This is a genomic window from Acinetobacter sp. YH12086, from assembly GCF_013419345.1.
GTDB classification, from domain to species: Bacteria; Pseudomonadota; Gammaproteobacteria; order Pseudomonadales; family Moraxellaceae; genus Acinetobacter; species Acinetobacter amyesii.
The window spans coordinates 14,452-39,342 of record NZ_VPAF01000014.1; the positions used below are offsets into that span (position 1 = coordinate 14,452).

25 protein-coding genes are annotated in these 24,891 nt (G+C 38.9%); 14 read left to right on the plus strand and 11 right to left on the minus strand.

Going from position 1 to position 24,891, the window contains the following annotated elements:
• Positions 1-51: 51 nt before the first annotated feature.
• The 4 genes from xseB to FTU29_RS13435 form a co-directional block, all read right to left on the minus strand.
• Positions 52-246 (minus strand): exodeoxyribonuclease VII small subunit, encoded by a 195-nt coding sequence (gene xseB, locus FTU29_RS13420; protein WP_078188551.1) that lies wholly within the window; start codon positions 244-246, stop codon positions 52-54.
• A complete protein-coding gene (gene xseA, locus FTU29_RS13425) occupies positions 236-1,516 on the minus strand; it encodes an exodeoxyribonuclease VII large subunit (protein WP_180122358.1) in 1,281 nt (426 codons plus the stop codon). The genes xseB and xseA overlap by 11 nt, the downstream gene beginning before the upstream one ends.
• 136 nt (positions 1,517-1,652) lie before the next feature.
• Entirely contained in the window at positions 1,653-2,948 is a 1,296-nt protein-coding gene (locus tag FTU29_RS13430) for a Y-family DNA polymerase (RefSeq protein WP_180122360.1), read from the minus strand.
• Between the two features lie 15 nt (positions 2,949-2,963).
• The gene (locus FTU29_RS13435; protein WP_078193940.1) at positions 2,964-3,611 is read right to left on the minus strand and encodes a LexA family transcriptional regulator; all 648 of its coding nucleotides are present in this window, start codon (positions 3,609-3,611) and stop codon (positions 2,964-2,966) included.
• Positions 3,612-3,909: 298 nt separating this feature from the next.
• On the opposite strand from FTU29_RS13435, the gene FTU29_RS13440 reads away from it, so the two are divergent.
• From FTU29_RS13440 to FTU29_RS13485, 10 genes are all read left to right on the plus strand, one after another.
• Positions 3,910-4,344, plus strand: coding sequence for an I78 family peptidase inhibitor (locus tag FTU29_RS13440; RefSeq protein WP_180004959.1), 435 nt, complete (start codon positions 3,910-3,912; stop codon positions 4,342-4,344).
• A gap of 112 nt (positions 4,345-4,456) precedes the next feature.
• Positions 4,457-4,816 (plus strand): hypothetical protein, encoded by a 360-nt coding sequence (locus FTU29_RS13445; protein ID WP_078193938.1) that lies wholly within the window; start codon positions 4,457-4,459, stop codon positions 4,814-4,816.
• Between the two features lie 296 nt (positions 4,817-5,112).
• The gene (locus tag FTU29_RS13450; RefSeq protein WP_180077016.1) at positions 5,113-5,382 is read left to right on the plus strand and encodes a hypothetical protein; all 270 of its coding nucleotides are present in this window, start codon (positions 5,113-5,115) and stop codon (positions 5,380-5,382) included.
• Positions 5,383-5,678: 296 nt separating this feature from the next.
• Positions 5,679-8,318 (plus strand): bifunctional aconitate hydratase 2/2-methylisocitrate dehydratase, encoded by a 2,640-nt coding sequence (locus FTU29_RS13455; protein WP_180004960.1) that lies wholly within the window; start codon positions 5,679-5,681, stop codon positions 8,316-8,318.
• A 99-nt stretch (positions 8,319-8,417) separates the two neighbouring features.
• On the plus strand, positions 8,418-9,428 hold the full coding sequence (locus FTU29_RS13460; RefSeq protein ID WP_078193935.1) for a DUF4034 domain-containing protein: 1,011 nt from the start codon (positions 8,418-8,420) through the stop codon (positions 9,426-9,428).
• 106 nt (positions 9,429-9,534) lie between these two features.
• Entirely contained in the window at positions 9,535-9,750 is a 216-nt protein-coding gene (locus FTU29_RS13465) for a hypothetical protein (protein WP_078193934.1), read from the plus strand.
• A gap of 204 nt (positions 9,751-9,954) precedes the next feature.
• A complete protein-coding gene (gene gltS / locus FTU29_RS13470; protein ID WP_180122362.1) occupies positions 9,955-11,178 on the plus strand; it encodes a sodium/glutamate symporter in 1,224 nt (407 codons plus the stop codon).
• Positions 11,179-11,271: 93 nt separating this feature from the next.
• On the plus strand, positions 11,272-12,129 hold the full coding sequence (locus FTU29_RS13475; RefSeq protein ID WP_180122364.1) for a tetratricopeptide repeat protein: 858 nt from the start codon (positions 11,272-11,274) through the stop codon (positions 12,127-12,129).
• A gap of 202 nt (positions 12,130-12,331) precedes the next feature.
• Entirely contained in the window at positions 12,332-12,544 is a 213-nt protein-coding gene (locus FTU29_RS13480) for a DUF4177 domain-containing protein (protein ID WP_078193931.1), read from the plus strand.
• Complete coding sequence (locus FTU29_RS13485; protein ID WP_180004964.1) at positions 12,541-12,753, plus strand: hypothetical protein; 213 nt, start codon at positions 12,541-12,543, stop codon at positions 12,751-12,753. Before FTU29_RS13480 ends, FTU29_RS13485 begins: the two co-directional genes overlap by 4 nt.
• A gap of 84 nt (positions 12,754-12,837) precedes the next feature.
• On the opposite strand, the gene FTU29_RS13490 is transcribed toward FTU29_RS13485, so the two are convergent.
• A complete protein-coding gene (locus tag FTU29_RS13490; protein WP_078188537.1) occupies positions 12,838-13,323 on the minus strand; it encodes an Lrp/AsnC family transcriptional regulator in 486 nt (161 codons plus the stop codon).
• A 215-nt stretch (positions 13,324-13,538) separates the two neighbouring features.
• Positions 13,539-14,399 (minus strand): alpha/beta fold hydrolase, encoded by an 861-nt coding sequence (locus tag FTU29_RS13495; protein WP_180063817.1) that lies wholly within the window; start codon positions 14,397-14,399, stop codon positions 13,539-13,541.
• A gap of 174 nt (positions 14,400-14,573) precedes the next feature.
• Between FTU29_RS13495 and FTU29_RS13500 the strand changes: the two genes are divergently transcribed.
• Positions 14,574-15,035: a hypothetical protein gene (locus FTU29_RS13500; RefSeq protein WP_180122366.1), complete on the plus strand. Its 462-nt coding sequence runs from the start codon at positions 14,574-14,576 to the stop codon at positions 15,033-15,035.
• Between the two features lie 272 nt (positions 15,036-15,307).
• Here FTU29_RS13500 and FTU29_RS13505 read toward each other — a convergent pair whose 3' ends face one another.
• Positions 15,308-15,544, minus strand: coding sequence for a hypothetical protein (locus FTU29_RS13505; protein ID WP_078188534.1), 237 nt, complete (start codon positions 15,542-15,544; stop codon positions 15,308-15,310).
• Between the two features lie 557 nt (positions 15,545-16,101).
• Positions 16,102-17,394 (minus strand): branched-chain amino acid transport system II carrier protein, encoded by a 1,293-nt coding sequence (brnQ, locus tag FTU29_RS13510; RefSeq protein ID WP_180122368.1) that lies wholly within the window; start codon positions 17,392-17,394, stop codon positions 16,102-16,104.
• Between the two features lie 349 nt (positions 17,395-17,743).
• On the opposite strand from brnQ, the gene map reads away from it, so the two are divergent.
• Complete coding sequence (gene map / locus FTU29_RS13515; RefSeq protein ID WP_078193926.1) at positions 17,744-18,538, plus strand: type I methionyl aminopeptidase; 795 nt, start codon at positions 17,744-17,746, stop codon at positions 18,536-18,538.
• Between the two features lie 320 nt (positions 18,539-18,858).
• On the opposite strand, the gene FTU29_RS13520 is transcribed toward map, so the two are convergent.
• Positions 18,859-19,773: a LysR substrate-binding domain-containing protein gene (locus tag FTU29_RS13520; protein ID WP_078188531.1), complete on the minus strand. Its 915-nt coding sequence runs from the start codon at positions 19,771-19,773 to the stop codon at positions 18,859-18,861.
• 279 nt (positions 19,774-20,052) lie between these two features.
• On the opposite strand from FTU29_RS13520, the gene FTU29_RS13525 reads away from it, so the two are divergent.
• The gene (locus FTU29_RS13525; RefSeq protein WP_078188530.1) at positions 20,053-20,964 is read left to right on the plus strand and encodes a LysR family transcriptional regulator; all 912 of its coding nucleotides are present in this window, start codon (positions 20,053-20,055) and stop codon (positions 20,962-20,964) included.
• Positions 20,965-21,097: 133 nt separating this feature from the next.
• On the opposite strand, the gene FTU29_RS13530 is transcribed toward FTU29_RS13525, so the two are convergent.
• Together FTU29_RS13530 and FTU29_RS13535 are read right to left on the minus strand one after the other, a co-directional pair.
• Positions 21,098-22,006, minus strand: coding sequence for an alpha/beta fold hydrolase (locus FTU29_RS13530; RefSeq protein WP_180122370.1), 909 nt, complete (start codon positions 22,004-22,006; stop codon positions 21,098-21,100).
• A 25-nt stretch (positions 22,007-22,031) separates the two neighbouring features.
• Positions 22,032-22,571: a PadR family transcriptional regulator gene (locus tag FTU29_RS13535; RefSeq protein WP_078194002.1), complete on the minus strand. Its 540-nt coding sequence runs from the start codon at positions 22,569-22,571 to the stop codon at positions 22,032-22,034.
• 181 nt (positions 22,572-22,752) lie between these two features.
• On the opposite strand from FTU29_RS13535, the gene FTU29_RS13540 reads away from it, so the two are divergent.
• Positions 22,753-24,777, plus strand: coding sequence for an NADPH-dependent 2,4-dienoyl-CoA reductase (locus FTU29_RS13540; RefSeq protein ID WP_180023536.1), 2,025 nt, complete (start codon positions 22,753-22,755; stop codon positions 24,775-24,777).
• Positions 24,778-24,891 lie beyond the last annotated feature (114 nt).

The following is a 24,891-nucleotide window of genomic DNA, read 5'->3' on the forward strand; positions in this document are numbered from 1 at the left end:
AAAAAACGCAGCTTAGGCTGCGTTTTTTTATGCAAATAATGAATTGAGAAATCAATCTTTAAACGTATCATTCAAAGCTTGTTGTACTGCTTCAACACGGGTCTTACAGGCTTTATAGGCTTGCATCGACTCTTCAACGATTTTCATAAGATTATCAATGTCGGGTTCTTGCTGAGATTCGAGTAATTCAGCATTACGTTTTAAAACTTCATAGCCTTCTTTAAAACTTAGTGTATCAGTCGTCATGATTTTTTACCTGTATATGTTGAATGTCAGCCGTGATGACACCGTCTTGCATTTCAATTTCAATCGGTGAATGCGTTGAAGGCTGAAGATTTTTCGTTGCACGAATGGCGTGACCTTGCTGTCGGACGATGGCATAACCTTTGGAGAGCACATGTGCAGGGTTTTGCAGCAAAGTCTCACGCATGAGTATTTCAATATTCTGTGCAGCTGTTTTAAGTTGTAACTGAGCAAAATAAGCAGTATTATCTTGGTATTGCTGTAAGAGCCGAGTTGAGTCATTGATTTGACTCTGAGCCAAGGTCTTTATGACTTGTAGTAACTGATCATTTTGACTTTGATACAGAGCAATTTGATGTTGTGAGCGTAGTTGAATGCTTTGTAATGCCTCTAAAACTTCCTGAGTTCGCTCAACAATATGATTACGAATCCCCCCGATCACTTTACTCGGGGTGTCGAAAGAACGATGTGCAATTTCATCTAAGATTGTACGGTCTTTTTCATGGCCGATACCGACCCAAATTGGCACGCTACGCTTAGATAGAAGTACAGCCAAATCATAATCATTCAGATAAGCAAGATCGTTAACAGCACCGCCACCACGAATAATCACGATCAAATCTGGCGCAGTTTGAAAGTCATTGGCCCATTGTCTTAAACCCAGTGCTAAAGCATCTCGGATACTTTGTGCTGCGGTATTTCCTTGAAAGGTTGCAGCATGATAGACAAATTCACACACGCCAGCATGTTGTAGTGCATCTGCATCTTTTTTAAAGTCACCTAAGCCAGCCGCATTTTCAGGCGCAATAACCAAGACATGCTGAATATCAAATGGCGCAGGCAAGTTTCGATTTTTATGAATCAGACCTTCGCTGGTGAGTTTTTCTAAAATTTGTTGATAGCGTCGAGCCAGATCACCCAAAGTAAAACTCGAATCAATTTCTTCGATATTGACTGAAAAGCCGTACTGCGGGTCAAACTTGGCACGCACTTTAACCAAGACATTTAAGTCACGACTGAGCTCAATGCCGCTTTCACGTTCAAATTTTCCGACAACTTTATTTGCAGTAAATTTCCAAATTGTGGCCTTACAACTGGCAATGACTCTATCACTTTCTTGTTCTTTTTCAGCCAATTCTAGATAGTAATGTCCACCTTTGATGTTTAAATTTCGAATCTCGGCTTTGACCCACACGGCATCATCAAAAGCCAACTGAATGACTTCTTTGACCGCAGATAGGTATTCGCTCAGCGTTAATTGAACATCAGACATAATTTAAAATAGGAGAATATAAAAATGAATATTCATTTAAATACTAAATAAATATTCAGCAATTGCAAATGATCATTTCGGTTAAAACAATAGAAGGAATCAGCAGCGCTACAACATAGCGTTTCAATCAAACGTTTTATTTCACACGGAGCAGTTCGTTCCAATTACTCAGGTAAGCGGGGGAACACAGATTTTTTTTCATCCGCCATGTTGCAGCATCGTCCTGCGCTAAGCCGATCGAGACAAAATGATGCCCAAATTTTTTTTGAATATCGTCGATGGTGTCGGACAGTTTCAAACGGCTTTGTCTTAACGCCATATCGCAAAACAAATCTGGGGTAAAGTTTTGTTTTGGAATGATTTCTAATAACACCACACCGGCTTTTTTATATTTAAATCCCGCTTTAAAGATTTTTTCGGCGGCACGCGTTGCTGCTTGGGTGATACTAATTAAGTCATCGGTATGCTCATTCAGTGTAATGGCCAGATAAGGTGCGTATTTTTCAGTAGAATTAAAGCGACTCGTTTGAATAAACACTCCCACCATACGACATAGAGAATGATCTGCTCTTAAACGTGTGACGGCTCGCGCGATATATACACGAATAGAGGCCTTAATATCTTCCAGTTCGTAGACTGGCTGACCATAGGAACGACTACTGATAATTTGCTGTTTGCTCGGTGCTTCTTCTTCAATAGACAGACAAGATAGACCTTGCAGTTCCAAGACGGTTTTTTCCATCACCACACTAAATTTTTTTCGAATATCTTTAGGCTGTGCATTGATCAGATCTAAAACATAATGAATGCCAAGCTGATTCAGGGCTTTTGTATGATTCCGACCGACGCCCCAAACTTCATTGACTGGTGTCTGCGCAAGGAGTTGTTCTGAGGAACAAGGGTCCATTTCAACTAAATTGCACACACCGTTCAAATAAGCATTTTTTTTGGCAAAATGGTTGGCCATTTTGGCTTCCGTTTTAGAGCGACCAATCCCGACACAGCAGGTTAAACCTAGCCATTTTAGGATCGTATCTCGTATTTCTTTGGCATATAGGCTCAAATCAAACAGTTCTTGATAGGCAGTGAAATCTAAAAAACACTCATCGATCGAGTAAACTTCACGGTCTTCGGGGCCGACATACATGCCTAAAATATTCATAAATCGATTAGACATTTCGGTGTAGAGAGCATAGTTACTCGACAACACCTGAACATGATGCTGTTGGATTAAATCCTGAATTTGATAGACCGGCACAGCCATTTTAATCCCGAGGTCTTTGGCTTCCTGACTTCGAGATACAACACAGCCATCGTTATTGGACAGCACGACGACAGGGACATTATTGAGCTTTGGGTTAAAGACACGCTCACAACTGACGTAGCAGTTGTTAAGGTCAACTAACGCAAATATTTTATTTGCAGCTTTCATTGTGAATTCTTGTGTTTAGGTGTGTGATGAGCGCTTATAAAATTGCTTTAAATTAAAGGTCACAACACCCTGAACAACGATAGATTCGCTATCTGAAGGGATAATATGCGCATAGGCTGGATTTTCTGCTTTTAGCCAAATTTTGGGTAAGACTTTATTGGGGTCCCCAAAAATGTCGGCAATTTCTTCTTTTGACATTTTTGCGGTGATCATCAATCGCTTTAAGGTGATTTCACGATTATCAATCAGTGCAACCACGATATCGCCATGTTTGGCTTCTAAGCTACGATCGACTAAAAAAGTATCATTAATTTCAAAGCCGGCATTGAGTAAAGACTCGCTATCGACATGCGCAATAAATGTAGCGAGCGGGTTAATTACCAAATAATCATTTAGGTCTAAGACTTTTTCAAAAACATCTTTATTGGCGAAAGCTGGGCCAGCAGGAATACGTTCCAAGGCAACGGGAAGTTCAATACGGGTATTTTTCTGAACAGGCTGAACATTGAGCGAAGAATCCAAAAATGGATCCATAGATAGTTCTTGAGATTGCCTTTCAAGCAGGGCATTGATGGTGGGACTGGGTTTGCCATCTGCGCCCATGAGCTGTTGCAAAGACGACCAAGCTTCGTCCGAAAAATAAATCGGCAGTTTTTTTGACATATTTTGCTCCTACGCAACGTGGCGTGTTTGAAGAAAAGTACTTTTTTAGCATACGCGTTGAGCAGGTCATTTTTCAAATTTATAAAATCTTTAAAATCAAAGCTGCGACAAGTTTAGTCGTTTTAAATATTGCAAAAATCATCATCAGTTCAAAGAAAATGACGTTCTGTATTTTGAACATAGGGCACATTGCTGCCTAATTACAGAAAGTGGAATGACAGCTAAAAATTTCAATAAACAACTCGTTTATTTGGCACAAACTTGGTAAGTTAAATTTTTATATTCAGAAATAGACTTGATGAAAAATATATGGATTTTAGCTGCACTGACAGCATTTATGGCGGGTTGTAGCACAACACAGCAAACTGAAACGACACCAGAAAAAATTGGTATGGCAAATCCAGCCAGCCAGTATTGTGTAGAACAAAAAGGTAAACTTGAAATTCGTGATGAAGCAAATGCTCAGGTCGGGTATTGCCATCTGCCAAACGGACAAGTGGTTGAAGAGTGGGCATTATTCCGTAGTAGCCAAACTGAATGTGTAGCTGATAAGGCCAAGACGCTGATTGGCCAAGCAAAATTGACTGAAGATCAGATCAAGGCGATTAGCCAAGCTCAAATTGTCCGTTTAGTCAAACCTGGGCAGCCAGTAACAATGGATTATCGTGTAGAGCGCGTCACCGTCACTGTAAATCCAATCAATAAAAAGATTATTCAAGCAACTTGTGGTTAATTCAAACGCATAAAAAAGGCCCGAAAGGGCTTTTTTTGTTTGTTCGGCTACGACTAATTTAAATGACAAATCCATTACGATCTTTTATATTGCCCCTCGTAAGGAGAAGTTCATGAAAAAGTTATTTGCTTTATCCGTTATGGTGGCTTTGGTCGGCTGTGCTGAAAAAAAACCATTAACCCCTGAAGAGCAGTGGCAGGGTTACTGCCGCAGTGTAGGTAATGCTGCACGTACGATTATGTTAGATCGTCAAAATGCAATTGAAAAAGACAAAGCAGTTGAGCATGCCAACAAAATTGAGGATGAAACCACCAAAGGATTTATCCTGAACATCATTGATGAAGTTTATGCCTTGCCGCAAGCTGAGATTAATACTGATGTTGAAAAAGCACGTGAAAAAATTCGTGCTGAGTTTACTGAAAAATGTATCGCAACACCGCATACTGAAATGCCAGATTATAAACCGTTCTAAGGAACGGTTTTTTATGCGAGAAAGCGCGTAAAGCAAAACCTAAAGGCTGTATTCATCAGTGAGTAGTTACAACGGGGCAACTATCCGTTGTTTAGCCATATGATTGAGTTCATGCTTATTTTGCGAATGCATATTTATCTTCGGGTTACTTTGAATATGAGATGCTTAAAGATTTTTAAATAGCCTAAGCAGAGCGAAATACAAATTGTGACAACTTGCTAAATCATAAATATAGAAAAGCAAATCTTTTTAATGAATAATGAAATGGAGAATAAAAAACAGTAGAGGAGCAGAATATGGACGTTATAGGTTATATGCATCACTCAGATCTACTCCTAGAAGATGAACAAGGCGTAGCAATTATCGGTGATGGGAACTACGTGCTCAGCATTGGAGATAAAGTCACATTACGCCAAAAAGTAGATGAATTTTCTCAACGCTATTTGGTCGATATCAGCTTTGCAAGTAATCAACATCAAACCACATGTCAGGACGAATGGTACCTCAGATTTACAGGCGATCGAGCAGAACTTCAGCAATATATCACTGCAACCACTGTACACTAAGGTGGAATATCCAATACTGATAAAAACAGGCAACATTTAGTTGCCTTTTTTTGATGGTTAATTTTAGTCAAAAGTTAATATACGCAAGAAAAGCGTGTTCTAAGTATTGATTTTGCTTAATGTATAAACAATATGAGGATCATTTATTTATAAAATAACGGGCATCACGAAGAAACACTTGTAGTGCATTAACTTTTAACTGGAATTTTAGTAAAATTTAGCAGTCCATATTATTTGCGTAGCTTTATTTAAAGCAGGAATGCGTAAATAATTTTTTAAAAAAGAGGAATAACACCGTGCTAGAAGCTTACCGCCAACACGTTGAAGAACGTGCCGCACTCGGAGTCCCACCGAAGCCACTTGACGATGCTCAAACAGCTGCATTAGTTGAATTATTAAAAAACCCACCAGCTGGCGAAGAAGCATTTTTAGTTGATTTACTAGAAAACCGTGTTCCAGCGGGTGTTGACCAAGCTGCATACGTTAAAGCTGCTTTCTTAGCTGCTTTGGCAAAAGGTGAAGCAACTTCTCCACTAGTAACTAAAGAACGTGCGGTTTACCTACTAGGTACTATGCTTGGTGGTTATAACGTTGCTCCTTTAGTTGCACTTCTTGATGATGCAGAGCTTGGTGAATTAGCTGCTGACGCACTTAAGAAAACTCTTCTTGTATTTGATGCCTTCCACGACGTTGCTGATAAAGCAAAAGCGGGCAATGCGAATGCACAAGCAGTTATGCAATCTTGGGCAGATGCTGAATGGTTCACTAGCCGTAAAGACGTTCCTGAAGAAATCAAACTTACAGTTTTCAAAGTAACTGGCGAAACGAACACAGACGACTTGTCACCTGCACAAGACGCGTGGAGCCGTCCAGACATTCCGTTACATGCTAACGCAATGCTTAAAAACGTACGTGACGGTATCAATCCAGAAGTTCCTGGCGAAGTTGGTCCACTTAGCCAAATCAAAGAGCTTATCGCGAAAGGCAACCAAGTTGCTTACGTAGGTGACGTTGTTGGTACTGGTTCTTCTCGTAAGTCAGCAACTAACTCTGTACTTTGGTTCTTTGGTGACGAAATTGCTCACATTCCGAACAAAAAAGACGGTGGTTATTGCTTAGGTTCTAAAATCGCTCCGATTTTCTTCAACACTATGGAAGATGCTGGTGCATTGCCAGTAGAAATCGATGTTCAAAACATGAACATGGGCGACGAAATCACGCTTAAAATCGACCACGCTGCTGCTAAAGTAACTGCGTTCAAAGACGGCGTTCAAATCGCTGAATCTGAACTTAAAACTCCAGTTCTTTTAGATGAAGTACGTGCTGGTGGCCGTATCAACCTTATCGTTGGTCGTGGTTTAACAACTAAAGCTCGTGAAGCTCTTGGTCTTGCACCTTCAACTTTATTCCGTACTCCAGTTCAACCTGCAGCTACTGGTAAAGGCTTCACTCAAGCTCAAAAAATGGTTGGTCGCGCTTGTGGTCTTCCTGAAGGTCAAGGTGTACTTCCAGGTACTTACTGTGAACCTAAGATGACTACTGTTGGTTCTCAAGATACAACAGGTCCAATGACTCGTGACGAACTTAAAGATCTTGCTTGCCTAGGCTTCTCTGCTGACCTAGTTATGCAATCTTTCTGTCATACAGCTGCGTATCCAAAACCAGTTGACGTTCAAATGCAGCACACGCTTCCTGATTTCATCATGAACCGTGGCGGTGTTTCTCTACGTCCAGGCGACGGTATTATCCACTCTTGGTTAAACCGTATGCTTCTTCCAGATACAGTTGGTACTGGTGGTGACTCGCATACTCGTTTCCCAATCGGTATTTCATTCCCAGCGGGTTCTGGTCTTGTAGCGTTTGCTGCTGCAACTGGCGTTATGCCACTAGACATGCCTGAGTCTGTTCTTGTTAAGTTCAAAGGTAAAATGCAGCCTGGTATCACTCTACGTGACCTAGTACATGCGATTCCTTACGTTGCGATCCAAGAAGGCGACTTAACTGTAGAGAAAAAAGGTAAGAAAAACATCTTCTCTGGCCGTATCCTTGAGATCGACCTTACAGAAATGGAAACTGACCTTACTGTTGAGCAAGCGTTCGAACTTTCTGACGCATCTGCTGAACGTTCTGCTGCAGGCTGTTCTATCACGCTTTCTGAAGAGAAAGTTGCTGAATACCTTAAATCAAACATTACTATGTTGAAATGGATGATTTCTGAAGGTTATGGCGATGCTCGTACAATGGCGCGCCGTGTAGAAAACATGGAGAAATGGTTAGCGAACCCAAGCCTAATCAAAGCAGATCCAGATGCTGAATACACTAAAGTGTATGAAATTGACCTTTCTACAATTACTGAACCAGTTCTTTGCTGCCCGAACGACCCAGATGACGCTAAATTGCTTTCTGACGTTGCTGGTACAAAAATTGACGAAGTATTCGTTGGTTCATGTATGACTAACATTGGTCACTTCCGTGCGGCTGGTAAACTTCTAGACAAAGTTCCTGGTGGTTCTTTATCTACTCGTCTATGGTTGGCTCCTCCAACTCGTATGGACGAACGTCAATTGATGGAAGAAGGTTTCTATAACATCTATGGTAAAGCTGGCGCTCGTACAGAAATGCCAGGTTGTTCATTATGTATGGGTAACCAAGCACGTGTAGCTCCGAACACTACTTGTGTATCGACTTCTACTCGTAACTTCCCGAACCGTCTAGGTCAAGGTGCGAACGTTTACTTAGCTTCTGCTGAGCTTGCTTCTGTTGCTGCTGTACTTGGTAAATTACCAACTCCAGCTGAGTACCAAGAATACGCAGCTCAAATTGATAGCATGTCTGCAGACATCTACCAATACTTAAGCTTCGACAAAATGGGCGACTATACTGACGCTGCTAAAGACGTTGATACTAAGAAAATTGCTGCTGCTCAATTGTCTTAATTGATTAAGTAGTTAATAAGAAAATCCCACGTCATGTGGGATTTTCTTTATTTAATAGAATCTTACTAATAATAAAACTGTAATTTAGAAATTGGCCTTATGAAACTAAAGAATTTATCTTTTATATTATTAACATTTTGTTCTACACAAATTTTTGCAGAAGTGTCGTATACGAAGTTAGCAAACATAAAATTGGTTGATGAAAGTATATATCCCACAGGATATGACATTCAGTCTGAAGTGGAAAATTTGATTAGAGAGAAAAAGTTCAAAGATATTTCAAACAAAGCACAACAGCTTTTAAATAGTGAAGAATATAATTTTGATGGTAAGTTTAAACATACTAGTTATTTAGATTCTTTTCTTGGGATTGTAAATAAACATCGAGTAACTTCTCCAAATTATTATAAAGAAAATATAGCAATCGCACAGAAATGGATTAAGGCTGAACCAGAGTCACCATTAGGTTATATTTACTATACGCTTTGGGTTAGAAAACATGCTTGGAGCATTAGAGGGGGAAGTTATACTTCACAAGTATCGAAAAAAAATATGCAATATTTTGGTGATCAATCAATTAAAAATTTAAATTTTTTATTAGAAAATTATGATGTTGCATCTAAAGATCCTTTTTATTACTACATACTGTTAATGACCCTACGTGATCTGGGGGCTGAAGAAAACTACTTAAAAGCTTATCAAGATGGAATTGTAAAATATCCAAAACAGCGAGTTATTTATAATACATTTATGGAGAGTTTTGAGCCAAAGTGGTTTGGAGAAAATTATGATGCTATTCAAATGATTATTAATGATATACAGGAAATGAATCCTGCAGAAAAAGATTTTCATTATTATCATATTCTATATACAGTACATAACAATAAGTATGATTTGAAAAAACTAAATGTAAATTGGGCTAGGGTTGAGCAAGGTGCCGTAGATTCTTTAAGTAAACTTACTTCTTTGAGTAAAATAAATGATGTGCAAAAATTGTATTGCTCTTATCCTGGGAATAGAGTGAGGTTGGAACGGTTATTAAAATCCTTTAAACAAGGACAATTAGAAAAAAGCTATATAGAAAATAGTTTGAATAACTGTCAAAAATAGAAATAATCGCCTCTTAATTGGAGGCTTTTATTTATAAATGTTATTTACAGTTCTAAGAATACAACGTTTAATCACAACTAATATTATTTTACAGTAGCATAGATCAGTGCCCAAACAATCCCGATTCCTCTGTATTGGTGGCTTCCTCAACGGAACCCAAGTCAAAGACCAAGGCGAAAGCTTTGTCTGTGTCGAAAATGGCAAACAGATGACTTACCACAAAAAAGAAATCTTTAACCAAGATGCTTGGGATCAAGATTACTATGTCTGTGAAACCACCAGTGATAAAGAGGCGCATAACTGGGTATTCGATATCAAATAATCTCTCAAAATTCCTGCTTTTCAGTCATAAACAGCAAATGCTCAGCACATCACATACGCTGAGCATTTTTATTTATTTCATTTATTAGGCTTCAGAAATGTGTAGTAGAAGAAGGGGCTAAATAACTTATTTACATTTTTCTAGCTGAAAAAATCAAATAATTATGTAAAAAGATAAATAAAATTGAGCACTTAAGATTAAATTATGAATTATGAGCTAGATGCTTTTTTGACAATTGTCGTGGCGGTTTTGGTTTTATTTATCGGGTATTTCTTTGTACATAAAATTTCTATCCTGAAAAAATACAACATTCCTGAACCAGTGGCAGGTGGTCTAGTTGCAGCGGTAATTACTTTTATATTATTTAAAAACTTTAATATCACCGTAAATTTTGATGCCAAAATTCAGCAAATATTCATGCTGATGTTCTTTACCTCTGTTGGCTTGAGTGCAAGTCTTGGAAAACTCAAAGAGGGTGGCAAGGCGTTAGTGCTGTTTTTAGGCTGTGTCATTATATTTGTCATGCTGCAAAACATCGTTGGTATCAGTTTAGCCAAAATTTTAGGATTAGATCCGCTCATCGGCTTAATTACAGGCTCAGTCACATTAACTGGCGGTCACGGTACAGCAGGCGCATGGGGTACAGTCTTTGAACAAGATCATGGTATACAAGGTGCAGTCGTACTCGGTATGGCAAGTGCAACCTTCGGCTTGGTCATTGGCGGCATGATGGGCGGGCCAGTGGCGAAATTCCTCATCCGCCGTTTTCAGTTGGCAGAAGAACTTGTACCCACATCAGGACGTAATGAAGCACCGCCTGCATCTGAAACGGCGCCTTTCGAATATCCTGAAAAAACTCGTTTAATTACCGCAGATGATGCCGTCAAAACGATGGGGATGTTTGCCATCTGTATCAGCTTTGCTTATTTCATGACAGAGTTTGCTCGTGGACAGTGGTTTGAATTACCTACCTTCGTTTGGGCTTTAGCGTGTGGTGTATTTTTAAGAAACACCCTTGAACTTGGCTTTAAAATTGAAATGTTTGATCGCTGTATCGATGTATTTGGTAACGCATCATTGGCGCTGTTTTTATCGATGGCGCTGATGTCATTGCAGCTCTGGTTATTGGCAGATCTTGCAGGCCCGCTGGTGATTATTTTACTGGTACAAACCCTCGTTTTAGCACTGTATCTGTACTTTGTAACTTTTAGGATCATGGGAAAAAGCTATGACGCAGCAGTACTTTGTGCAGGGCAATGTGGTGTAAATTTGGGTGCAACACCGACAGGGATTGCTAATATTCAAGCAGTAACCAATACTTATGGGCCATCACATAAAGCCTTTTTAATCATACCTTTGACTGGGGCATTCTTTGTAGATATTGTCAATGCTGTGGTCATTCAGGCAACGATAGGCTTCTTTGGTTAATACTATATATAGCTTTAAAAAATGCTAAAGCATCTAGATAGAGTGTTTTAGCATTTCATTTTTCACCATCTTATTGATCAAGAATAATAAACAATGAAAGTTTTAAAATATCATTTGCCTTACATCAAATTGTTCATGCTATTTGTATTAACAGCACTTCCATTTTCTATAACCTATTCAGCCGAAATTGATGTCCAAAAGACCATAGTTCAAGTGCAAAATAACGAAAAGCAGGCGCTGTATGATTTGGCTGTACTGAAACATATGGGGCTAGAAGGTGTGGAGATTAATCTGCCTGAAGCCATAGCGCTGTATAAGCGTGCTTCTGCCTTAGGGCATCGCTCAGCAAATCAAAATTTGGGATTGATGTATTACAAAGGTGTAGGAGTAAAAGTAGATTATGCAGAAGCCGCAAAATGGTTTGAGATCGGTGCTGAAAGAAACTTAGATGATTCAAAGCGTATGCTTTTGATCATGAATAAATATGAACTCATTCCAAGGAATGAGAAAAAATTGGAAAGTCTTTTAATTGAATTTGCAAATAAAGGCAAGCAAGAAGATATCGAACAATTGGCCGACTATTATTACTATACGAAGAATGATCTACTACTTGCAGAAAAACCTACAGTACTTTTAGCAGAAAAAGGATTGGCAAAGTATCAGCACCGGTTAGGCATGATTTATTATAGAGGTACAGATGGAAAGCCAAATTATAAAAAGGCTTATCCGTGGTTTTTAAAGGCTGCGGAAGCAAATGATTTGAACGGAAAAATTAGCGTAGCAAGTTTTTATTTGGGTGGGCTAGGCGTACAGCGAGATTTTGAAAAAGCTGCTGCATGGTTTAATTCGGCTTATGAGCAAGACCCTGTGAAAACATGTGAAATTCACAGTCTTGTTTTGTCAAAATTGAACAATGAAATACAACAATGTGAGCTAAGTAGAAAACAATAAAAAGCCCCATGGTTGGGGCTAGTCGTATCACTCGCGTGATACTCATATAAGGCTCATCTCATACTGTGTATATTAAAGCATAAAATTGAAAAAAATGCTGAGTAAATTGACAGTTAAAACTTTGTTGTTTTAGGAAAAAGCGATCGCTATACTTTGCCATGAACATTTGTTCAATTCACTATAACCATAAAGAACTATATTGATGAAAGAATATAAAGTTGTTATCTATCAAGAAGGTATGCTGGGATCTTTGCTGCTTGGCTCTTCAAAAGTTGATCCTGTTAAATTCACCAATTTTTTAAATCAAAATGCACAGCAAGGCTGGGCTGTGATTACGATGGAAAAGGATATCCGTCGTATGCTGCTTTTTTGGAAGCGCGAAGCTTATGTAGTTGTTTTGGAGAGAGAAAAATGAAATACGGTGTCTTTAGTGCACTTATTATTTCAGTTTTATGGGGTTTATTAGCCATCGCTCAATTATGGTTTGAGTTGCTCAGTGTCGAAGTATTTACCAAACTAACCGTCACAGTAGCGATCTTAGAAGCCATCATTATTATTGCAACATTGGTCATACGTGAGTATTTGACAGATAAAAAATTGAAAAAAGATGGCTATATAGATTAGAACACATAAATAGGGCAATTGGGTGCTGAACTCAATTGCCTTAAAATTTAAAGTCATCTTATAGATTAGATCTATATGGGCTCATTACTCAATCATCATGAGGTCAGCACTGCTGGCAGATTTTAATTGTCGTAGCGCAAAAATAGAGCGGGTATGGCGTATACCTTTCATAGAATATAAATTTTTACGTAAAAAACGCTCATAGTGTTCAGCATTTTTAACTGCAACTTTCACCAAATAATCATAATCGCCAGTGACTAAATGTGCTTCTACTACTTCTGGCATATTGGCTAAAGTTTCACTAAATTGATCTAAAATTTCATCGTCGTGACGTTCTAATGTAATTTCAATAAAGAATAATTCATTGATCCCAATCGATTTTGGGTTGATGTTGGCTGTATAGCCGTCGATAATTTTTAAATTTTCTAGACGCTTTAAGCGTGTCCAACACGGCGAAGAGGAGAGACCAACACGTTCAGAAAGCTGGGCTATGGTGAGTCGTCCATCTTCTCTTAATGCGGATAATATTAAACGATCAATTCTGTCGAGGTTGTGTCGTGCTTCACTCATGCCAAAATAGAATATAATTGAGAAAAAATAGTTATATCATTTTTTGCAATAGTCGGCTGAAGAAAATAAGTACACTTGGACGTTCAGTGTAGATTTTAAAGATAGAAAATAGAATATGTAAGCTGTCAGGCAGGGTGATTGAATCTAAAAGTAGAAATTATTGTATAGACCATAAAAAGACCACTCAGCCGGATTACTGACTGAGTGGCAAAAACTTAAGCGTGTAACTGTTGTTCAATGATCGGCCATAGGTTTTGATGTGACGATTTAAACATCAACATATGTCCGATGGCTTTATGACCTGTTTCTTTCGGTTTTAACTCAATCATTTGAGTCGAAGCATTCGGGTATAAGCGCAGCAAGTCTTTGACATTGGCTTCCGTGGCAATTTCGTCATCGGAGCTCCATACGGCAGTGATCGGGCAGCTCACTTGTTGATGAAAATCATGCTGAACAGTTTTGCCTAAGGCATTGATGACATAACCGGGTTTGCTACAAAATTCAGCCCATTCACGAGCTACATCTTTTGGCAAATTTTCCCCCATGCCAATCGCATTGGTCGGCCCATAGCCAATGGTATAGCGTGCAATCGGGAAGATCACATTAAACATCACTGGGGCTAAAAGCTTGGTACGACCTTTAAGTTTTTTTACATGACCTGTAGAGCCAGAAACAGCAACCACTTTGGCAACTTTGTCAAAATTTGGCACGATACCTAATAATTGTCCGCCTGCGCTATGACCGAGTAATATGACTTTAGGCGCCTGCGTTTTACTGATTAAAGCGTCGATTGCCGCCGGGATATCAAGCTGCCCCCATTGAACAATACTTGCTGTCGATTCTTTTAGAGGGCTGTGTAGCGACTCACCAATACCACGAAAATCAAAAACTAAAACGTCATAGCCTTGTTGGCTCAACCATGTTGCATAACTATTATAAAATTGCTTGGTAATGCCTGTGGCTGGACAAATCAACACAGGTAAAACCTGTTTGAGCTCTGTCTGGTGTGGATAATAGCGCGCACTCAGTGAATAGCCGTCTTGGCAATGAATCGTGAGTTTTTCAGATGATGACATGATTCAAACTTCATGGGTGTGTTCCGATGACTCTAATTTACACAAGTTCCAAAAAGAAACCTGAAAAGAGTATGACTCTAAAGTCATGTCATAATAGGTTAGAAGTAAGTATTATTGGAGAAGAAATACAGATAAAAATAATGCGTGTAATTGAACAATGGATGTAAATTAAAAATGGACATGCTTCAACTTTCGGGTGCAGTAAAAATTGCGATAGTTTTTAGTGGGATTTATTTATGGGTAGGTATGCTCACGGGTGTGTGGAAATATGCACAAATAAGACAGTCTGAACTGGCACGTGCGCATTATTATGTCGATATCGCACATCGGAGCAGTTTGTTATACGCCCCAGCGACACTCATTTTGGCGGTATTGGCCTATTTTTCAGCACTTCCACATACACTTAATTTACTCTTTGTAATCATCAATCTGTTCTTTTTTAGCTTTTCGATTTTAAGCTATATACTGCATGGCTATTTAGCCGATACCACCAATCAATTTAAAGTCCCGCACGTCTTAGGCAAATGGCATTTACCTAAATGGATGATGAGTATGGCAATGCTTGGATTGGTGATTGGTGAGTTAATTGCAACACTCGGTTTGCTCTTTGGAGTCATTGTTAAATTTTGGTTTTAAGCAAAGTATATGAATCAGAAATGGTTTGAATGAGATTGGAAGCTAATCAAGAACTAAAAGCTTTTAAAGTGCAGAGATGGCTATGTAGAAGAATTTATAAAACAAAATTTGAAGTTAAATAGAATCGAAAATTCATGAGAAAAGGCTGATGATTTTATGGTTATTTTAGGGATTATTTGTATTGTTATTTAAAATGGATTGAATGAACGAGAAGGTGGGGAATGGCATCTTTTCTTTTTTCAAGATGGATGATGCCTCATCCATCTTCTAACTTAAAATTCTGTTGATTTTTGCTTTCGATATTTGTGGTCAATGACTGCCCATAAATAAAAGGCCACCGAGACAATAAGCGCATAAGCAAAGTATTCAGGTCTTAAATTTCCTTGGATTAAGCCTTGAATAAGTAGTGTCAGCATGAGAGCAATAGTGGTGCTTGTATAGGTCACCATGTTCTTATTTGCCTTCAGAGCGTTAATGAAGAATTGCTTTTTGAAATGTACTGATAACATCTCCACCCCTCCGTGTTGTTGTTTAGCCAAAACCCATGATTTTGGTCAGGTTTGAACTACTGTTGTACTTCGAAACTAGAAGTATTTCAATAGTAAATGTCATTATTTTGTCATAAAACTATGTTAGATCATCATATAAGAATAATCATTTTATTCATATACTAAATATTATGAATCTAAAGGTGTTGACTGGTGAGTAAAATGGTCGATGCATAATATCTATGTATGAATAAGCAATATATATACCAACACGGGTATATCGGCTTTATGACAAGAAACCGCCTAGCTTACAGTCTGAATCGGGCTTAATCATGGAGTTTGTGTACGGTGTATTTTGCAGAAAGTATTTGTATTTTAACTATTATTATATTTTGTAGCCAAATGGCTGGCTTTTTTCTCATCATGAAAATAAAACTTTATTTAAAAGTTCAATGACTTAGGATTATTGCGCTGTAGTAGGACAAATAAATGTCAGTTTGGGTAAAACTCGACAATTATTGGTCACAGGTAAAATCGTCATTCGGGTAAAACTCCGATTTTAGACAGGTCAAAAAAGGTTATTTTTTAACTTTGTCAATTACAGCAGCAATAATCAGCACAATCACAGAAGGGATCAGCCATGCTAAATTTTGTTGAGCAAGCGGTAGATTGGCAATAAAGCTTGGAAGTGCATCTTCGAAACCAGCCACTTTTAAACCATCAAAAATACCGAAAATAAACGCACATGCGGTAACAGGCGCAATAACTCTTGATGGTGAAATAAACCATTTAGAGCAGAAGCTCAGTAGGATAACTACAATCGCAGGTGGATAAATCGCACTTAAAACAGGCACTGAAACTGCAATGAGTTTGGTTAAACCTAAGTTTGAAATCAGTAGTGAGAAACCAACTAAAATGAACACAAAAACTTTGTATGGAATTTTAGTCAATTCTGAGAAATATTCAGCACATGCGCAGGTTAAGCCTATCGCGGTAACCATACATGCAACAAAAATCATTGCAGATAGGAAATAAGCGCCCATATCACCAAAAGCATGTTGTACATATGCATGCAGGATCACTGCACCATTTGTTGCATTTGGAGCAATATCATGGCTGCCCATACCGAGTTTGAATAAGCTGATATAAACCAGTGTAAGTCCAATACCAGAAATAATACTGGCAATGACAGCATATTTGGTGACGAGCTTACTATCCGTTACGCCGCGTGAAGTAATGGCTTTGACGATCACAATACCAAAAACTAAAGCGCCTAATGTATCCATGGTTAAATAACCATTTACTACACCTTCAGAAACTGGTGCAGTTACGTAGTTATCAATTGCAGGTGGAATCACACCGGCAGGGATAAAGAACGCAGAGATACCCAGTATAACGAGGCCTAAAATCTTGAGTGGTGAAAGGAAATAACCTACGGTATCTAAAATTTTATTTGGGTAAAGTGAAACAATCGTCACCAATGCAAAATAAATCACGCTATAAATCAGCAGACTGTTTGCGCTGTTACCAAAATAAGAAGAGAAACCAATTTCATAAGAAACGGTAGCTGTACGAGGTGTTGCAAATAAAGGTCCAACAGCTAAGTAACACGCGACAGTAAGGATAATGCTGGCTGCTTTACCCAAAGGCGAACTTAAAACTTGAATAGAACCTTCAACACGCGACAAAGCAATAATCGTGATGACAGGTAGACCAACTGCGGTGATTAAGAAACCAAATGCAGCTAACCAAACATGTTCACCCGCTTGCTGTGCGACAATTGGTGGGAAAATAATGTTACCTGCACCAATAAATAGTGCAAAGGTCATAAAACCTAAGGCAACAATATCCCGTGTACGAAGACTTGTCATAAAGGGGAGATGAACTGTGAAAAAAGGCAATTTTAGTGCAATTAAGCTCGTTTTTGGAGCAAAATTTATAAATCGTATAGATAGTTTTTATAATACGAATCATGAATATATTGACAGATAAAATAATGTTTTATTTATATTTATGATAAATAAAAGAAATTTATTGTATATAAATTTTTTATAGGAATATGTTTAGCTATTAAGATTTATCAGATATAAATCAATTGTTCTAATTTTCAGCACTAAATAGGATGCTATAAGCCGAATAAATGCAGAAATATTGGCTGAATAAAACAAAAAAAATCTAAAAGGTCTATAATTCGGTGTATTCAAATTTGAGGATATTCAGATGAAAGCTTCCAAAATCACGATTAAAACCGAGCAAGATATTGAAAAATTACGCATTTCAGGTCGTTTAGCTGCTCAGGTTTTAGAGATGATCGGGGAGTATGTCAAGCCGGGCGTGACCACTGAATATCTAGACGATATCTGCAATGATTTTATCGTCAACACACTTAAAGTGATTCCTGCCAACGTTGGCTACTATGGCTATACCAAAACCACCTGCATTTCACCGAATGAAGTGGTTTGTCATGGTATTCCTTCGAAAGAAACCGTATTGAAAGACGGTGACATTATCAATATTGATGTTGCTATCATTAAAGATGGTTATTTCGGTGATACCAGTCGTATGTACTATGTGGGTGAGGTTTCGCCTGCGGCTAAAAAGTTAGTCGAAACTACTTACGAAGCGATGGTTGCAGGGATTCATGCTGTTAAACCGGGAGCAACATTGGGTGATGTAGGCTATGCCATTCAACAAGTTGCTCATCGTGAAGGCTACAGCATTGTACGAGAATACTGTGGTCACGGGATTGGTAAAGTTTATCATGAGCAACCAAGCGTTTTACACTATGGTCAACCGGGTCAAGGTGTCATTCTGAAAAAAGGCATGGTCTTTACCATTGAACCGATGATCAACAGCGGTAAAGCGCGTACTAAAGAGTTAAAAGACGGTTGGACAGTAATTACCGCAGATCGTTCTTTATCGGCACAGTGGGAACATATGGTTGTTGTAACCGATACTGGTTTTGAGTTGTTATCTCCATGGCCAGAGGGTACAGGCGAATATCCCGCGATCTAAGCTCTGTAGTGTTGTTAATGCCATATCTGCTGTGTCCAAATGATTGAAGTTAAATAAAGTTATACAGTTGTATATTTTTTGACTTTAGTCTAGGTGTTCGTGGTGATTATGGGCGTTATCGTTTTTAAGACTAACTACATTTCTCTAAGTCTTAATTTGTAAGGCTTTGTCTATAGCTCAAAAAATCAGTTAGAGCTATTAACGATTTAATAAAGATGTATTTTATTTATACAATAGCCCTACAGATTCTGCTGTAGTTTCTGATTTTACTTAGTTTTTAAGTTTTCGCTTACCCATCACATGGGTAAGCTTTTTTTTGCTTAAAATTTAGCGTGTTCATGTTGGCTGAGTTTTTCAACTAAGTAATCAATGAATACACGTACAGCAGGTAGTAAGCCACGACGAGATGGATAAACTGCATGGAAAATACCATGTGCAGCTTTCCATTCAGGTAGTACACGAACCAAAGCACCTGATTTCACGTGATCGGACACAATACTGTCGGGTAATAACACCACGCCACAATCTTGGCAGGCCAGTGCAGCTAACATAGACAGGTCAGAGCCCATCACGGTTGGGTTAACTTTGATTTTTTTCTGATGATGCTGTGCATCGGTCACAATAATATGTTGATCGAGATGCTCATCCGCCATACTTAATATTTGATGCTGAGATAAATCTTCAGGTTGTTTGAGTTCACCAAATTTATTCAGATACGCCTGACTGGCAAATAAGTGCTGCTCAATCGTTTCAAATTTACGAATGACTAAATTGGGGTCGTCGTCTAGATTTGAACGTACACGTAGCGCAAGATCGAAGCCTTCATTAATGATATCTACGCGTCGATTGGTCACCATCATTTGCACTTTGATTTCTGGATATTGCTTTAAAAATTCAGGCAATATTTTGGTCATTTCATTTTGCGCGATGGAAACAGGTAAGCTGACTTTAATTAAGCCGCGCGGCTGTGTGCTGAGATGATCAACCAAATCGTGTGCGGCTTGAGCGGCATTCATCATGACTTGTGCATGGCGATAGATATTCATACCAATATCTGTAACAGCAAAATGTCGTGAGCTACGTTGAATCAGGCGGACACCTAAACGTTCTTCTAAGTTATAGACTCGACGACTCAGTTTTGATTTTGGAATATCTGTTGCACGTTCTGCTGCACTAAAACCACCATGTTCGACCACTTGGGCAAAACAATAAAAATCATCTAGATCACTCAGCACTATTCTTATTCCATATTTGCAACGATTTTGCTAATTAACTTGAATTGTTTCATGAAGTCAATCACGTTTTGTAGTTTTTCATGTGAGAAGGTTGAGCAAAATTGCCAAGACTAAAGTCGGGTTAACCTTGTAATCGTTTCACATTAGCATGACCAAACAATAAATGTGGTGTATACATCTTTTAAATAACCGAATTTGAAGGATGTGATTTGAGTGTCGTCCTGATATATTCAAATAAAAGACCATTCTGAAAGAAATTCGACATTAAAGGACAATGTCATGGAATTAAGACATTTACGTTACTTTGTTGCCGTTGTAGAAGAACAGAGTTTTACGAAGGCTGCTGAAAAGCTATTTATTGCACAACCTCCTTTAAGTCGTCAAATTCAAAATTTAGAAGAAGAGTTGGGGGCACAGCTTTTTGAGCGTGGCAGCCGTCCTTTAAGAACCACCACCATTGGACGTTTCTTTTATCAGCAAGCTGTGAAATTACTTTCCAATGCAGAAGAAATTAAGCTCATTACGCAGCGGGCCAGTGCTACAGAACGTACCATTAATATTGGGTATGGCGGTTCGTTACTCTGTGGTTTATTACCTCGAATTGTTTATTTGTTCCGTCAGCAATATCCACACTTAAATGTAAATTTAATTGAACTGAGTGCAGTCGATCAGATTCAGGCATTAAAAGAAGGTCGGGTTGATGCATGTTTTAGCCGAGTTCGAGTGTCGGATCAGGCGGTTAAACGTGTGCTATTGCGTGAAGAGCCACTAATTGTTGCGGTGCATTCGAGTCATCCTTTATCTTCACAGCAGCAGATTGCATTAAATAATCTCAAAGATGAGCAGATTTTTATCTATCCAGCAACGGATGGTCAAAGTTATGCAACGCTAATCAAGTCGTTGTTTTTAGAATATGGTATGGAGCCGAAACGCTTTAACACTCAAGCTGATTTGCAGCAATCGCTAGGCATGGTTGCCGCAGGCGAAGGCATTTGTATTGTTCCTGAATCTGTACAAATTATGCAGTTTAGGCATGTGAATTATGTGAAATTATCGGACAGTGCAGCCATTAGCCAAATTTATTTGATCGTGCGGAATGATGATGAAGGGGAATTGGCACGTCCTTTATTTGACTGCGTTTACCAAGTGTATGATTTGGAAGCAATTGAATACGATCGTCGAGTTTTCTAACACTTGTTAGAGCATTAAAAATAATTTGATTTTGAAATTAATTTTTAAGTTACTTATTAAGTAACACCATCCTGTATATAAAAAAACAGGCTCATTCTTGAAAGTATTGAGCCTGTTTTTTTATTCAGTCTTACTAGATCGATTGTTTTAAAAACTTGGTGATTTCACGGCTAAATTTGACCGGTTCACTGAGCAATGGCGTATGTCCCGATTTTTTAAAAATAATCTGCTTAGCATTGGCTAGGCTGTCAGCAATAATTTTTTGACCTTGGGCAGGATAGAGGATCGATTTTGCCCCTGTGAAAAAAGTCGTCGGTGCGGTGAGTGCTGCAATGGCTTCACGATAATCTTCAGTATGGTTCAAATAATTTTGAATATACCAATATAAATAGGCCACACTTTGTGATGGTAACATCAGCTTCTGTAAAGTTGGTTGTTGGTATGCAAAACGGAAAGCGGATAATGTATAAGGATTGCTATTTTGTAAGTCTATGAACCTTAACCAAGCGTCGACCAGACCTTGACGGTCATGTTTATTCATCTGCTGTGCAAATGGCACGGAGAGGTTAGTTACAAGTACCTTCGAGATGTCTTCTAAAATACTTAAAAACTCAATGTGGCGTTTGCCATATAAACCATATTGCCAATCTGCATCTACTCGTATTTTAGGGGTTTGATCGATGTGTAAATAGCGTTTAATTTTTTCGGCAAACTGACCGTATTTCAAACCGTGCATGGTAGTCGTTGCCCCCATGGAGTAGGCAATGACCGTGATTTTATCGTAACCAAGTTGGGAAACTAAGCTGTCAATATCTCGCCAATGGCTTGAAATGGTGTCCATATTGGGAATTTGACAAAGTTTAGAGCCGCCAAATCCACGCCAGTCTGGAATGATAAATTTAAAGTGTTTTCGGTGTTGATATAGAAAAGGGTGCCATTGCCAACTTTGCATTCCCAGCCCAGATAAAACCAGAATGGGTTCTCCTTGACCATATTCACGAACATACAGTTGTTGCTGATCGGGCATTGTATAGTGTGGCATGCGGCTTCCTATTTATTTTTTTGTTTTAGCGATTAAATTTATGCAACTGTGGAATGATGGTTTCGAGCCATTTGATCCAACCGATTTCCAAATCAATCCCAAGCTGTAAAATCATTTTATGAATGTACAAAGTACGGTCTTCATCATGCGCATGTGCAAAGTCTTTTGCAAAAATAGACTGGTACACTTTTAGTTTTTCTTTGTGAATTTCTAGATGACGTTCTAATTCGGGTAATACGCCATTTGTACCCAGCTGAGCTTCTGCACGTAAACGAACCATCAACTCTTCACGTAATTGAGCCGGAGGGCTTTGCTCAACCATCCAATTGGCTAATTCAACACGTCCAAGCTGTTCAACTTGGTAGGTTTTTTTACGGGTTGTACTGTGCTCATCTTCAATGGTGCTGATCCAGCCTTTTTGCAGCATGCCATTGAGTTCACGGTAGATTTGCTGATGTGTTGCATTCCAAAAAAAGCCCATAGAGCGGTCAAAACGGCGTGCAAGATCGATTCCTGTACTCGGTTTTTCAAGTAAGCTCGTGAGTAAAACATGGGCTAAAGACATATATGGCTCAGTCAAAATAGTTTTGTACTTTTTATTATGCAACATGTTGCATAAAAATCAAATCTCGCATATAAAATAGTGCAACAAGTTGCAAAAATATTGTATACGTAGATGGAAAGAGAAAGCTCGTATACAAGTGAAGATAAAAATAGCCAGCTTTTCAGCACGCTAAGGAGAAAAAATGTCAAATTATCCAAATTTATTGGCACCACTAGATTTAGGTTTTACAACGCTAAAGAACCGTGTATTGATGGGTTCTATGCATATCGGCCTTGAAGAAGCACCGGGTGGCTATGAACGCATGGCTGCTTTTTATGCAGAACGTGCGAAAGGTGGTGTAGGTCTGATTGTAACCGGTGGTATTTCTCCCAATGATGATGGTGTGACATTTGCTGGTGGTTCAAAATTAGACTCTTTAGAAGAAGCAGAAAAACATAAAGTGATTACGCAGGCGGTACATGATGCTGGCGGTAAAATTGCGATGCAGATTTTGCATACAGGTCGTTACTCGTATCAGGCCAATAATGTTGCACCTTCATCTATTCAAGCACCAATTAACCCAGTAAAACCGCAAGCTTTAAGCACAGCAGACGTCGAACGCACAATCAATGATTTTGCTCGATGTGCTCAGTTAGCACAGACAGCGGGTTATGATGGTGTAGAGGTCATGGGGTCAGAAGGTTATTTAATTAATGAGTTTATTGCTGCACGTACCAACCACCGTGATGATGAATGGGGTGGCAGTTATGAAAACCGGATTCGTTTTCCAATTGAGATCGTGCGTCGTACGCGTGAATTAGTCGGTGAAAATTTTATTATTATTTACCGTCTTTCTATGCTGGATCTGGTTGAAGGTGGTTCGACTTTCGAAGAAGTTGTGCAACTTGCAAAAGCCATTGAAAAAGCCGGTGCAACTATTATCAATACCGGTATTGGTTGGCATGAAGCGCGTATTCCGACCATTGCAACCAAAGTGCCACGTGCTGCATTTACATGGGTGACCAAGAAATTAAAAGGTCTTGTGAATGTTCCTTTAATCACCTCAAACCGTATCAATACTCCTGAAATGGCTGAGCACGTACTTGCTTCGGGTGATGCAGATATGGTGTCCATGGCACGTCCAATGCTGGCTGACCCACGTTTTGTGGAAAAAGCAGAACAAGGTCGTAGTGATGAAATTAATACCTGTATCGGTTGTAACCAAGCCTGCCTAGATCATATTTTCTCAATGAAAATTGCAACATGTTTGGTTAACCCTCAAGCTTGCTATGAAACTGAACTGATTTTTAAAGAATCTGCACAGGTGAAAAATATTGCTGTGATTGGTGCGGGACCTGCAGGTTTAAGCTTTGCAACTTATGCTGCAGAGCGTGGTCATAACATAACTATTTTTGAAGCATCGAGCCAAATTGGTGGACAGTTTAATATTGCCAAAACGATTCCTGGTAAAGAAGAGTTTTATGAAACGCTGCGTTATTTCAAACGCAAAATAGAATTATTACCTCAGATTAAATTGGTATTGAATCATACGGCAACTTATGAAGAATTAGCTCAGTCTGATTTTGATGACATCGTGGTGGCGACGGGTGTAACACCGCGTCAGTTAGATATAGATGGTATTGATCATCCAAAAGTATTGAGCTATTTACAGGTATTACGTGAACGTCAACCTGTTGGCAAACGTGTAGCGATCATTGGTGCAGGCGGTATTGGTTTCGATACGGCTGAATATTTAACGCATGAAGGTGAAAGCGGTAGCCTCAATCCTGAGAAATTTTATGATGAATGGGGTATTGATACCACTTATGCACAAGTCGGTGGCTTGAAACATCCAGACGTCGAAGAATCGCCGCGTGAAGTGTATTTATTGCAGCGTAAGGCTAAATCGGTTGGTGCTGGCTTAGGTAAAACCACGGGTTGGATTCACCGTACAGGTTTGAAACACCGCGATGTGAAAATGATTGCGGGTGCAAGCTACGACAAAATTGATGATCAAGGTTTGCATATTACCGTTGATGGTCAATCACGTATTTTAGATGTTGATCATGTGGTGATTTGTGCAGGTCAGGAATCCTATACCGCGATGTATGAACAGCTACAAGCAGATGGGAAAAATGTGCATTTGATTGGTGGTGCGAAAGAAGCAGGTGAGTTAGATGCTAAACGTGCCATTCGTCAAGGTGCAGATTTGGCTGCGGTGATTTAATCAGCCTCATACTAAACCACGACAACTTCATTCAATTTAATATGCAGTTGTCGTGCTTCCTCTCCATTTGGGAGAGGAGTTTGAGGAAAGGGAAATGATTCATCAAAAAAAAGG